The organism is Comamonas sp. A7-5 (assembly GCF_039581385.1).
In the GTDB taxonomy this organism is placed as follows: Bacteria; Pseudomonadota; Gammaproteobacteria; order Burkholderiales; family Burkholderiaceae_C; genus Comamonas; species Comamonas thiooxydans.
Genome location: NZ_JBCPWO010000017.1, coordinates 84,123 through 96,299, shown reverse-complemented (window position 1 = coordinate 96,299; position 12,177 = coordinate 84,123). Strand labels below are relative to the sequence as shown.

Genomic DNA, 12,177 nt, shown 5'->3' with positions numbered 1-12,177 from the left:
CAATGTAACGCCCGGCAGACTTTTGATTGCTCGGGTAGGAGTTTTAACAATGATTTCTTCGTCGTCTCATCGCGCTGGTCGAACAGCTAGTGCGTTGCGTCATGCGTTGTTGTTCACCAGTTTGGCTTTAACTGGCGTAGCAGGCATAGCGCAGGACAATCCTGCCAATAAGGCGTCTCTGGCACCACTGACTCTGGACACTGCAGTAGCTCGAGCTATCGACCAACACCCGCGTTTACGAGCTGCCCAGCGCGGTCTTGAGGCCAGCGACGGAGCTGTTCTGCAGAGTAAGGCAAGGCCCAATCCAGCGCTCTCGTATTCACAGGAAGATACGAGCAGAGATAAACGCACCACGACGGTTCAATGGACCCAAATGCTGGAAATCGGTGGCAAGCGCGATGCGCGCATGCGTGCTGCAGCACGTGGCCGAGATGTGGCTGAGGCGGAGCTGGATGCCGCCAAAGCTAATCTTGTCGCAGATGTCCGACTCGCATTCTTCGGGTTGTTAGTCGCACAGCAGCGTGAAGTCCTCGCAGGACAAACTCTTGACATCGCTCGAAGCGCGCGTGAGGCTGCATCGAAGCGTGTAGCAGCGGGCAAGGCAGCGCCCCTAGAGGCCAACCGGGCCAGTGTCGCTGAGTCCAGTGCAGAGCTGGAGCAAGCCCAAGTTCAGGCCGCAAAACGAGTGGCTCGTCAACAATTACAGGCCCTTATAGGAGAGGGAGGCCCTGTATTTGGTGATGCGCAAGGCAAACTTGACGCGTTGCCTACTGTTCCGGAAATTGGGGTTCTTCAAAGCCGCTTGGAGCAGTCGCCTTCCATTCAGCAAGCTCGCTTCACTGTTGAACAGAGCCGGGCGACCGCAGATCTGGAGCGCGCAAAGCGAATTCCTGACCCAACGGTGAGTCTAGGTATGAAGCGCGCTCAAGAGACCGGCAATCAACTCGTAGTCGGCGTCTCCATTCCTTTGCCTGTGCTCGATACCAATCGAGGAAATCAGTTGCAAGCCCTCCGCCTGGCTGACCAAGCTGAAGAGCGCTTGCTAGCTACCCGGTTGGAACTTCAGTCTCAACTTTATGCGGCGCGAGAGACGCTAGAGGCAAGTCGTAAACAAGCTATCCAACTGTCTGAACGCGTGCTGCCGACTGCACAAGTCGCCTATGAGGCGGCAAGCAAAGGATTTGCGCTAGGGAAATTCGGCTATCTGGACGTACTTGACGCGCAACGCTCTTTGTTTGATGTACGTAGTCAATACCTGGACCAGTTAATGGCCACACATCGTGCTTCGGCCGATATCGAACGCTTGTTGGGCACAACAGACGAGTAAGTTTTTTGCACAGATCATCAACATGAACGATACAAAACCATCTCCATTTGGGACTCGGCGTACTCAGATTGCAATTGCTGCAATCCTAGTAGTTGGCGCTCTTTCTGCTGCACTAATTCTTCGCAGTGGTCCAGACAGCAGCAGTGCTAAAGGTGCCGGAGGTCAGGGGCACTCAGAAGCCGCTAGCCACGCAGACACAGAACATCACGGCGAGAAGCAAAGCGGTGATCACAAAGATGAAAAAGGACACGCAGATGGTGAGCACCATGATGAAAAAGAGCAAAAGGACGGAGCCAAGTCTGCAGAGAAGAAAAGCGCCGAAGGTGCTCATGATGACGATGAGGGCCTAATCCCAATGGATTCGCAGCGTATGCAGGCTGCAGGCATCCGCATCGCAGAGGTCGGCTCTGCAACTGTTCGCTCAGTACTGCAGCTTCCGGGGGAAATTCGCTTTAACGAAGACAAAACGGCTCACGTTGTCCCTCGAGTCCCTGGCGTCGTCGACTCGGTACCCGCCAACCTCGGCCAGGTCGTTAAGAAGGGGCAGTTGCTAGCTGTGTTGAGCAGCGCGGCTATTTCTGAGCAGCGAAGCGAACTTCATGCTGCTAGCCAACGCTTAGCACTAGCGCGCACCAGCTATGCCAGAGAGCAAAAACTGTGGGAGGAGAAGGTATCTGCTGAACAGGACTATTTGCAGGCTAGGCAGGCCCTGCGCGAGGCTGAAATTGCAGTTTCGAATGCTCAACAGAAATTGGCTGCTAACGGCGCAGGAGGTGGCAGTGGTGCGCTAAACCGATTTGAGTTACGAGCACCCTTTGATGGAGTGATCGTCGAGAAACATATTGCTGCCGGCGAAGCCGTTCAGGACACTACTCAAGTTTTCACAATCTCAGACTTGCGCTCCGTTTGGGCGGAAATGAGGGTTGCAGCTTCTGACTTGCCCGCCGTGAAGGTTGGGGAAAAAGCAACTGTCAAGGCGACAGCATTCTCGTCGTCTGCGACTGGGGTGGTTGCTTATGTGGGTGCTCTGATTGGCCAGGAAACACGTACAGCTCCTGCTCGAATTACGCTGGATAACCCTGAAGGTACGTGGCGTCCCGGTTTATTTGTCAAAGTGGAGTTGACTGCATCAACGCACCAAGTACCTGTAGCGGTAGCATCCAGTGCTATCCAGCGTCTGGACGGCCAAAACAGTGTTGTGTTTGTGCCTGTCAAGGGGGGCTTTCGGGCTCAGCCCGTACGCGTTGGTCGCTCGGACCCCCAGACAACAGAAATTCTTGAAGGGCTGAAGTCCGGCCAGTCCTATGTGACTGAAGGCAGCTTCATGCTTAAGGCCGAACTGGGCAAGGCTACAGCCGAGCACGCACACTAAGCAAGGGCTGCAAATGTTCGAACGAATTATCCGATTTGCCATTGAGCAGCGCTGGCTGGTCATGGTTGCCGTTCTGGCCCTAGCGGCTCTTGGCGTATACAACTATCAACGCCTCGCTATTGATGCTGTACCTGACATCACCAATGTTCAGGTACAGATCAATACGCAGGCCAGCGGCTACTCGCCGCTTGAGACTGAGCAGCGAGTCACTTACCCAATAGAAACGGTGATGGCCGGCCTGCCCAATCTGGAACAGACTCGCTCGCTTTCGCGGTACGGCCTGTCGCAAGTGACAGTAGTGTTTAAAGATGGCACTGACATCTACTTTGCGCGCCAGCTAGTCAACGAACGCATCCAGCAGGCCCGCGACAATCTTCCCGCTGGTGTCACTCCCACGCTTGGACCTATCTCTACAGGTTTGGGTGAGATCTATCTTTGGACCGTTGAGGCCGAGGATGGTGCAAAGAAGGCAGATGGCACGCCTTACACACCTATGGATCTGCGCGAGATACAGGACTGGGTGATCAAACCGCAACTGCGAAACGTTCCTGGTGTCACTGAAATCAACTCTATTGGCGGCTTCGCGAAAGAGTATCTGGTTTCGCCGCGCCCAGAACAGCTGTCTTCCTATGGTTTCACTCTTGCAGACCTGGTTGCTGCGTTGGAACGCAACAATACCAATGTGGGAGCCGGATACATTGAGCGTCAAGGTGAACAATATTTGATCCGTGCCCCGGGTCAAGTCTCTGGTATTGCTGACATTCGAGAAGTGATCGTGGGTTCGGCTCAAGGCCAGCCCATACGTATTCGTGATTTGGCAGAGGTTGGCTTGGGTCGTGAGCTTCGCACCGGCGCTGCCACGGATAACGGCCGAGAGGTCGTGCTTGGCACGGTCTTCATGCTGATCGGGGAGAACAGCCGCGTGGTCTCGCAGGCTGTGGCTGCACGTATGGAGCAGATTAACCGCAGTCTTCCTGAAGGCGTGAAAGCGATCACGGTCTACGATCGCACAAACCTCGTCGACAAAGCCATCGCAACGGTCAAGAAGAATTTGGTGGAAGGTGCGGCTTTAGTAGTTGTCATCCTCTTCCTTTTCCTGGGCAACCTCCGCGCGGCCCTGATTACAGCGCTGATCATTCCGTTGTCCATGCTGTTCACCTTCACTGGCATGGTGCAATACAAAGTCAGTGCCAACCTGATGAGTTTGGGCGCTCTTGACTTCGGCATCATCATTGATGGCGCGGTGGTCATTGTAGAGAACTGCGTGCGTCGTCTTGCCCACGCGCAAGAAGCACGCGGACGCTCTTTGACGCGCAGTGAACGCTTCCACGAAGTATTTGCTGCAGCCAAGGAAGCGCGTCGGCCTTTGTTGTTTGGACAATTGATCATCATGGTTGTCTATTTGCCAATCTTTGCGCTCACGGGTGTAGAGGGCAAGATGTTCCATCCCATGGCGCTGACTGTGGTGATCGCGCTTGCTGGCGCAATGTTGCTGTCCATTACCTTCATTCCTGCGGCGATTGCTCTTTTCATGGGTAACAAGGTTGCGGAGAAGGAAAATCGCCTCATGGTTTGGGCACGTCGCGTTTATGCACCAGCCCTTCATCGCGTCATGAGAGCTCCTGCAGTTGTTCTGACTGCAGCTGGTGTGGCGGTGGTGCTAAGCCTGCTGCTGGCAACGCGTCTTGGTAGTGAATTTGCACCAAACCTCAACGAGGGCGATTTCGCCATTCAGGCTCTGCGGATTCCAGGAACCAGCCTGACCCAGTCCCTTGAGATGCAAATGCAGATCGAGAAAACCTTGAAGAAAGAGTTTCCTGAGATCGACAGGGTATTTGCTCGTACAGGTACCGCGGAGATTGCCTCTGACCCGATGCCTCCGAACATTTCGGACGGCTACATCATGCTTAAGCCGCAGTCCGAATGGCCGGATCCGGCACGTACACGAGACGATTTGCTGGCAGCAATTCAGGCCGCCGCAGATCGAGTTCCAGGCAACAATTTCGAGTTCTCTCAACCCATTCAGCTGCGCTTCAATGAGTTGATATCGGGTGTGCGTAGTGATGTCGCTGTAAAGATTTTTGGCGACGACATGACCGTGCTGGAGAAGAACGCACAAGCTGTCGCAGGCATGTTGCAGCAAATTTCTGGAGCCTCTGAAGTCAAGGTCGAACAGACCACAGGCTTGCCAATGCTCACCGTGAAAATCGACCGTGAGAAGGCCTCGCGCTATGGTTTGAACATGGGTGACGTGCAAGACACCATCAGTACGGCACTGGGCGGTCGTGAAGCCGGCACAGTTTTCGAAGGCGACAAGCGATTCGACATTCAGGTTCGCTTGCCGGACGAAGTGCGCAATGACATGGAAGCGATAGGACGCCTACCTATCGCGCTTCCACGCGGTACGGATGGCCGACTTGGTTTTGTTCCGCTTTCGGCCGTGGCTAGTTTTGATATCGCACCAGGCCCTAACCAGGTGAGCCGAGAGGATGGTAAGCGCCGCATCGTGGTGAGTGCCAACGTGCGCGGACGTGATATTGGATCTTTCGTCACAGAAGCACAACAACGCCTCGAATCGCTGCAACTGCCTGCCGGCTACTGGACCCGATGGGGCGGAACCTTCGAGAACCTCGAGTCGGCTAGAAAACGCTTGACGATTGTTGTGCCGGCAGCATTGCTGATGGTCTTTGTCTTGCTGTTTGCAATGTTCGGCAATGTTCGTGATGGTCTCATCGTGTTCACGGGCATTCCGTTTGCGCTGACAGGTGGCATCTTGGCGCTCTGGATGCGCGGTATTCCTTTATCCATCTCGGCAGCGATCGGGTTTATCGCGCTGTCAGGCGTGGCAGTGCTCAATGGCTTGGTGATGATTGCCTACATCCGATCGCTGCGCGAAGAAGGAAAGCGCCTATATGAAGCAGTCACTGAAGGTGCTTTGACCCGACTGCGGCCAGTTCTGATGACCGCGTTGGTTGCATCGCTAGGCTTTGTTCCGATGGCCATCGCAACGGGCACAGGCGCGGAAGTTCAGCGCCCCTTGGCCACAGTGGTGATCGGCGGGATCTTGTCGTCGACTTTGCTGACCCTTCTCGTGTTGCCATTGCTTTATAGCTTGATACACCGCAAGGATCTCTCCGAGACGGAGGATGAGCAGGTGTTGGCGTCTACTGAGGAAAAGCCAGCCTGATACAAGTAGTTCAATTCACCTCATAAAAGCCATGGCCTCTAAGGCCATGGCTTTTTTCTTGTAACAATACTTAATATGACAACATTGTCACATTCCTGTTGGCAATCTGTCGGTGGGTATTTTCTACACTTAAGCCATCTTCTCTGAATAGACGACTTTCTTAGATGGAGAAGAAAATCAATTCACTTAAGGAGTATTAAATGGCTCACCGTAAAATTTTTGCATCTCTCACCGCCGCAGCCGCAATGGCAACCGTTATGGCAATGCCTGGCGTCGCAGTCGCAGATACGTACTGGCACCCCACAAATAATGAGGCTGGTGTAAAAGTATACCCCGAGCATTTCAAGAGCTCTCGAACCCGTGACCAAGTTCGTGAAGAAGCAGCGAATGCCGTACGAGAGGGCGGGGACAATCGACTGCGCAGCGGAAACTACCCAGCTGAGGCGAAAGGTACGGAGCCCGAAAAGACACGTCAGCAAGTTATCGACGAACTGATTAAAGAAACCCCTTCGCAGCGAGATGCTCGTAACCAAGCTATAGCTGGGTAATCAGTAATATTTTCTTGGCGTGGATTCGTGGTAACACGATCCACGTTTTTTTCGCTCAAAAAATGACAAAAATGTAATCGGAATGTCATCGTGCAGATCAGATTTTATCTCTAGGATTGTGGGTTTATATAAATTCAAAAATAGTTTCATTGAGAAGCTGAATAGTTCTTGATTAAATTCTTTTCGTAAAATGAAGACTTTAAATAAAATAAGTGAATTCCTGCGCTCTAGTGGCATGCAATCAACACGCATGATCATTGGAGTTAGTATATGGATTGCTATTTTTTCTAATTATTATCTTTGGCTGAAGATATCTAAACTAGGTGAAGAATCGAATATAAGTTTAATAATATCTTTTGTTTTTATATTGATTGGTGTGAATATTTTTTCGATTTCTGTTTTGGGATGGGGGTGGCTTTTAAGGCCAATTGCCAGCATCTTTGTAGTCGGTGCGGCTTCAGGTGCCTATTTCATGCAAGCATACGGGATTGTTATTGATTCCAATATGATAACTAATGTGCTTCAAACAGACTTCAATGAAGCCTCGGATCTGATTAACTTGCAGATGATTTTCGTGATCTTGCTGCTGTCGTTGCCTCCATTGTGGTTTATATGGCGCAGAAATTTCTCAAAATCTACTTTTGGCAAACTGATATTGCAACGTTTGATGCTTGCTCTCCTGGGGATTTCAATAGCAGTGGTAAGCCTAATTGTTTCTTTTCAGGCGTTCTCCTCAACCATGAGGAACCATAAGGAGATTCGCTATTTGATTAATCCATACAACGGACTATATGCGGTTTTCAAGAAAATTGACGATTCCCAGAAGAGGAAATCTAAAGATTTGGTAAAAATAGGAGAAGGAGCATACATTGAAGGGACTATAGACCCTATAGTATTTCTTGTAGTCGGAGAAACCGCTCGTTCAGATCATTTGGGGTTGAATGGCTATTTAAGAGATACCACACCTTTGCTATCAAGTCGAAAAGACATTTTGTCATTTAAAAATGCCTGGGCTTGTGGAACGAGCACCGCAGAGTCATTGCCGTGCATGTTTTCTCATTTATCAAGAGAGGAATTTTTTGATCGAAGCGAAAATTACGAAAATTTATTAGATGTTCTAAAAAGGGCAGGATTGGATGTCCTTTGGGTTGACAATCAATCAGGGTGTAAGGGGGTATGTGCGAGAATACCTGCTAGTAATCAAGAGATTATCGAAGGTAATATCAATTGCAGAGATGATGGCTGTTTTGATGCAGCAGTGTTGAACAATCTCCAAAAGAAAATTGAAGACTTGCCAAAACCTGGCAAAGCTAAAGGAACCGTTATTCTAGTTCACCAAATGGGAAGCCATGGTCCAGCCTATTACAAGCGCTCTTCATCAGATAGAAAAGCCTACTTCCCAGAGTGTGACTCTTCAGCTCTGCAAACCTGCAGTCGAGACCAAGTAGTTAATGCATATGACAATAGCATAAGAGAGACTGATTATTTCATTTCGAATGCAATTGATTGGATTAAGGAAACATATCCAGATCGACCAACTGCAATGATGTATGTCTCAGATCATGGCGAGTCTTTAGGAGAAAATAATATATACCTCCATGGCCTACCTTATAGTTTGGCACCCGATGCTCAGAAACGGATTCCTTGGATCGCTTGGTTCTCTGAATCATTTAAGCGCGAGAAATTCGACGAAAATGGATGTGCTGCTCTATTAGACGTTGATGCCAAGATAAGTCATGATAATTATTTCCATTCGGTTTTGGGAATGATGAATGTAAAGTCTGAGATCTACAATCCTGATCTTGATATTTTTAAAAAATGCAGGAAGTATTGATTTTTGAAGCGATGTTGAGCAAATGGGTTTCTGACTATCTGGTTGGATAAAGGCATAGCATGGTTTGTCGCTATCAGTGGCAAACAGGGGCGTAGCCCGAAGGGGGATGCGAACAAATGCTAGGACTACCAGGATTTAGTTCATATTCTCATACGAAGACAGGATTCGTGCAGTTGAACGTTACTTCAAGCTTGGCTTGCGTATCAGGGCCACAATTCGCCAGTTGGGATACCCAATCAAGAACGCATTGAAAGGCTGGTATCAGCACTTCCTGAAGTATCAGGATTTGTCAGTAAGCCAAGCGCCAAGAGCACCGAAATATTCGCTGCAGCAAAGACAGGCAGCGGTTGCTCATTACCTCGTCCACTATCACTGTATTGCTGCCACGATAAGGGTTTTAGGTTACACGGGTCGAGGAACCTTGTCGTCTTGCGTCACGGCGATATTCCGAACCAGGCTAAGCCGACCATGACCATGGGCTTCGCGGCATCCGAAAAGAAGATGCTAAAGGTTGGAGATAAGGTGAAGTCCTAAGCAGAGGTGATCAATGGCAAGGCATGGTGACGGAGCTGAAACCAAGTCGCTGATAGAAAAGAGCCTGCCGTCCACGGCAGGCTCTTTGTTCAAGACATTCGTTTAGGCAGCAGACCGTACTAGCAGAGCTCCAAACTCGCAAGTCATCGTGGGCTTTCGTTTACTTTCTGCCAACAGCCGAAGATTGGCCTAAAGCAGGCATCCATTAGTGGCAGCACAGGTGTGTGCTTCAGGCTATTGCTGTTTGAAACTCCCCTATGGATCATGTTTTTGCCGGTGCCTGAAGATCTTTGAGAGTCAGGGTGCTCGGAGCATAGTCGGAGCACCCTACCAAGGGGGCCTATTAATCTCAAACGATTCGGGGGTTCCGAGCCTTCACGGCGTTCATGGCAAAGCCCGCTAAGGCAATGGCAAGCACCAAAGCTTGCGCAATCGCGGTTTCCGCTGACGGATAGATGCCAAGCACTTCAATGCGCGGCCAATGGATCGGGCTCGCGCTCAACCAGCCAGCCTCCTGGAGGCCAGCAACCCCCTTGCCAGCGAGCACTACCGCGAGCACCGCAACCAGGATCGAACTGAGGCTGAAGAACTTACCAATCGGCATGCGCGCACTGCTCCGCAGCATAAGCCATGCAATGACGGCCAGGATGGCCACTCCGCATACCAATCCGCCTAGCAAGGCACTGTTGTTGCCGTCACTGGTCAGTGCAGAGTAAAACAACACGGTCTCAAACACCTCGCGGTAGACGGCGATGAACGACAAGGCGAACAATGCCCACGCTGAACGCCGCGTCATGGCTGCCGAAAGTTTGTCCTTTAGGTAGGCCTGCCACTTGCCCGCTGCGCTTTTCTGGTGCATCCAGAGCCCTACGCTCAGCAGCACAACGGCCGCGAACAGTGATGAAACCCCCTCGGTTACCTCACGGCTTGCGCCGCTGATGCTCATGAAGTAGGTGGCCACCGCCCAGGTCAGACCACCGCAAGCCAGTGCGGCCACCCAACCACCATGCACATAGCCCAGCACATCGCGTCGCTCTGCCTTCTTCAGGAAAGCCAGCATTCCCACGACGATCAACAGCGCTTCAACACCTTCACGTAGCAGGATCGTGAGGGAGGCAACGAAGGTGGTTAATGGATCTGCCTTATTAGCGCCGAGTTCGGCGTCCACCTGGGCAAACAGATCGTCCAGCTTCTGTGCTGTGGCATCGGCTTGTTCCAACCGCCCACCGGCGAGCGCACCGCGATAGGCCAGCATGGCGTTTTCGACTTCTGTGAGAAGTGCCTGGTTGCGTGCGCGCAATGCAGGCTCAAGCGGCTCAAAACCATCCAAGTAAGCCGACAGGCCCAGTCGTGTTGCGCTGGCCCGGTCGCCCGCGCGCGCCGCGGCAAGGCTCTTCTGAAGGAGTGAGCGGGCCAGGGTTAGTCCGCCAGAGCCGCTCGCAACAGCGGTGACTTCTGGGTGGCTACGAACATATGCGGTGAGGTCGCGAGCTGCGTCTGGTGCTATCAGTTCGGATAAAGCGGCTTCGGTCAAGGTCGCTGCAGCAGCTAGATCGGGAAAGACAGTCTTGGCGGCGGTGTCTCGAACCCAGGATTGTTCGCCGCGAGCACGCATGGCATCGTCATGCGACAGTGTTCCTGTGAAGAAGGCCAGCGCCCAACGATCCTCGTCAGCGAGCGTGCCGAAGCCCTGCATCGATGTGCCGGTCACGCCTTGAGAAATGACCTGGTACAGCGCGAGCACACTTCGCGAACGGGCACGATCATGATCGGTGAAGGCGATCGGGGGCGGGTCTAGCTTGGTGCTGAGTGGGCCGTCGCCAGCACCAGTTGCCCCGTGGCATGACGCGCACTTGGCTTCAAACAGCACCTTAGCGCGTGCGAGATCCGGTGGCTGAGTCGGAGATAGCGGAAACGGATAGGCTTTGACCAACGCCGCTGCCAGCGAATTGGCGCTGTCGGCCACTGCTTTGGCATCCGCCTTTGCGGCAATGAGGTCTACTAGCACTTTGGCCTGCCGCTGCAACTCGGGCAGCACCGCAGTGCTCGGCAATGCGGCTAGCTGCAGCACAGCGGTTGCCGCGAATTCCTTCATTTCTTCGTATTCACTCGCACTTTGAATCTGGCCGTTGCTTACTGCGCCACCGTAGTCAACCGCCAGGTAGTCCAGCAACTGCCAGGTCTGCTTAGCCTGATCGCTGGCAGCAGGGTCGGCAGCCCAGGCGGGAGAAGCAGACCAGAGCACAAACAATGCGGCTATTGCCAGGAATCTTCTGGCGTAAAGAGAAAGCATTTTCATGATATGGAAGTGTTATTGATTCTCATTTTATTCAGGATATGGCCCACTGGGCGTTGCTCAAGGCCGTTCGGCATAAGTTTCTAAAAAGGAGGTTTGCTTGTTGTAGGCAAAAAATGACTCAACCAAAAACGCCGCATAACTTAGGTTGCATTTATCGATCGAGTCACAGCCAACTGTGCTGAATGCCTATAAGAGGCAACATATTCATCTTCGTCATGGTTGCTGAACGATTACGTGACGAGCACTGCCAAGATTAGTGTTCCCAGTGCAATGCGATACCACGCGAAAACTCCAAATCCATGTCCGGTCAGATAGCGCATCAGAAGGCGTATGGCAAGCAGCGCAAATACGAAAGAGGCAAGGAGACCCATTACAAAAACGCCGATGTCGTCGCTCGACAATGCGTTCCAGTGCTTAAAGAGGTTGTATCCGGAGGCGGCCCCCAAGACTGGAATGCCAAGGAAAAACGAAAACTCCGTCGCCGCCTGGCGTGAAGCCCCGAACCATAGCCCGCCGATAATCGTCGCGCCTGAGCGAGAAGTACCCGGCCAAAGTGCAAGGCACTGCACGAAACCAATCTTCAATGCGTCGATTCGGCTGATCTCTTCGGCACGCTCGGCCTTTACATGCACGGGCCGCCGCTCGGCCCACAGAATCGCGATACCACCGATTACGAGTGCGACGGCCACTGGCCCTGGGCTAAATAGCAGCCTCTGCACATGAGATCCAATCAGCAATCCGAGCACTGCCGCAGGCATGAATGCAATGGCGAGGTTCACTAAGAACCGGCGAGCGCCCTGATCGGCACGCGCTGAGACAACAACGTTTGCCAGACGAGCCCTATATTCCCAGATGACCGCGAGCATCGCGCCGAACTGGATGAACACTTCAAAGACGTCGCGTTTCTCTTTCGCAAGGAATGAGAGCGCATTGCCCGCCAGGATCAAGTGCCCTGTCGAGGAGACTGGCAAGAATTCCGTGATGCCTTCGACGACGCCCATCATTAGCGTCTTGAGAACAAGTTCAGCGTGCATTTGCAGGCGGCATTGGTAGAGTCGAGTGGGACATCAGTTTCT

8 protein-coding genes and 1 pseudogene are annotated in these 12,177 nt (G+C 52.3%); 7 read left to right on the top strand and 2 right to left on the bottom strand.

Going from position 1 to position 12,177, the window contains the following annotated elements; all coding sequences use genetic code 11:
- Positions 1-49: 49 nt before the first annotated feature.
- The 7 genes and pseudogenes from AAIL67_RS21635 to AAIL67_RS21605 all read left to right on the top strand — a co-directional run bounded on the left by AAIL67_RS21635 (position 50) and on the right by AAIL67_RS21605 (position 8,802).
- On the top strand, positions 50-1,327 hold the full coding sequence (locus AAIL67_RS21635) for a TolC family protein (RefSeq protein WP_343484869.1): 1,278 nt from the start codon (positions 50-52) through the stop codon (positions 1,325-1,327).
- 22 nt (positions 1,328-1,349) lie between these two features.
- A complete protein-coding gene (locus AAIL67_RS21630) occupies positions 1,350-2,699 on the top strand; it encodes an efflux RND transporter periplasmic adaptor subunit (protein WP_343484868.1) in 1,350 nt (449 codons plus the stop codon).
- A 13-nt stretch (positions 2,700-2,712) separates the two neighbouring features.
- Positions 2,713-5,886, top strand: a complete 3,174-nt coding sequence (locus tag AAIL67_RS21625) for a CusA/CzcA family heavy metal efflux RND transporter (RefSeq protein ID WP_343484867.1) — start codon at positions 2,713-2,715, stop codon at positions 5,884-5,886.
- A 200-nt stretch (positions 5,887-6,086) separates the two neighbouring features.
- Positions 6,087-6,434: a DUF4148 domain-containing protein gene (locus AAIL67_RS21620; RefSeq protein ID WP_003079124.1), complete on the top strand. Its 348-nt coding sequence runs from the start codon at positions 6,087-6,089 to the stop codon at positions 6,432-6,434.
- Positions 6,435-6,624: 190 nt separating this feature from the next.
- Positions 6,625-8,268 carry a phosphoethanolamine--lipid A transferase gene (locus tag AAIL67_RS21615; protein WP_003062506.1) on the top strand — a complete coding sequence of 548 codons (1,644 nt, stop codon included), beginning with the start codon at positions 6,625-6,627 and terminating at the stop codon, positions 8,266-8,268.
- A 142-nt stretch (positions 8,269-8,410) separates the two neighbouring features.
- Positions 8,411-8,704 (top strand): annotated as a pseudogene (locus tag AAIL67_RS21610) (transposase); the annotation flags it as partial.
- A gap of 32 nt (positions 8,705-8,736) precedes the next feature.
- Positions 8,737-8,802, top strand: a complete 66-nt coding sequence (locus AAIL67_RS21605; RefSeq protein ID WP_224651146.1) for a hypothetical protein — start codon at positions 8,737-8,739, stop codon at positions 8,800-8,802.
- 349 nt (positions 8,803-9,151) lie between these two features.
- Here AAIL67_RS21605 and AAIL67_RS21600 read toward each other — a convergent pair whose 3' ends face one another.
- Positions 9,152-11,101, bottom strand: coding sequence for a cytochrome c/FTR1 family iron permease (locus AAIL67_RS21600; RefSeq protein ID WP_003062510.1), 1,950 nt, complete (start codon positions 11,099-11,101; stop codon positions 9,152-9,154).
- 230 nt (positions 11,102-11,331) lie between these two features.
- Complete coding sequence (locus AAIL67_RS21595) at positions 11,332-12,135, bottom strand: undecaprenyl-diphosphate phosphatase (protein WP_003055168.1); 804 nt, start codon at positions 12,133-12,135, stop codon at positions 11,332-11,334.
- Positions 12,136-12,177: the final 42 nt, after the last annotated feature.

Excerpts from the sequence above, each read along its gene's own strand:
- AAIL67_RS21635 (WP_343484869.1), top strand. The coding sequence starts at position 50 with ATGATTTCTTCGTCGTCTCATCGCGCTGGTCGAACAGCTAGTGCGTTG.
- AAIL67_RS21630 (WP_343484868.1), top strand. The coding sequence starts at position 1,350 with ATGAACGATACAAAACCATCTCCATTTGGGACTCGGCGTACTCAGATT.
- AAIL67_RS21625 (WP_343484867.1), top strand. The coding sequence starts at position 2,713 with ATGTTCGAACGAATTATCCGATTTGCCATTGAGCAGCGCTGGCTGGTC.
- AAIL67_RS21620 (WP_003079124.1), top strand. The coding sequence starts at position 6,087 with ATGGCTCACCGTAAAATTTTTGCATCTCTCACCGCCGCAGCCGCAATG.
- AAIL67_RS21615 (WP_003062506.1), top strand. The coding sequence starts at position 6,625 with ATGAAGACTTTAAATAAAATAAGTGAATTCCTGCGCTCTAGTGGCATG.
- AAIL67_RS21600 (WP_003062510.1), bottom strand. The coding sequence starts at position 11,101 with ATGAAAATGCTTTCTCTTTACGCCAGAAGATTCCTGGCAATAGCCGCA.
- AAIL67_RS21595 (WP_003055168.1), bottom strand. The coding sequence starts at position 12,135 with ATGCACGCTGAACTTGTTCTCAAGACGCTAATGATGGGCGTCGTCGAA.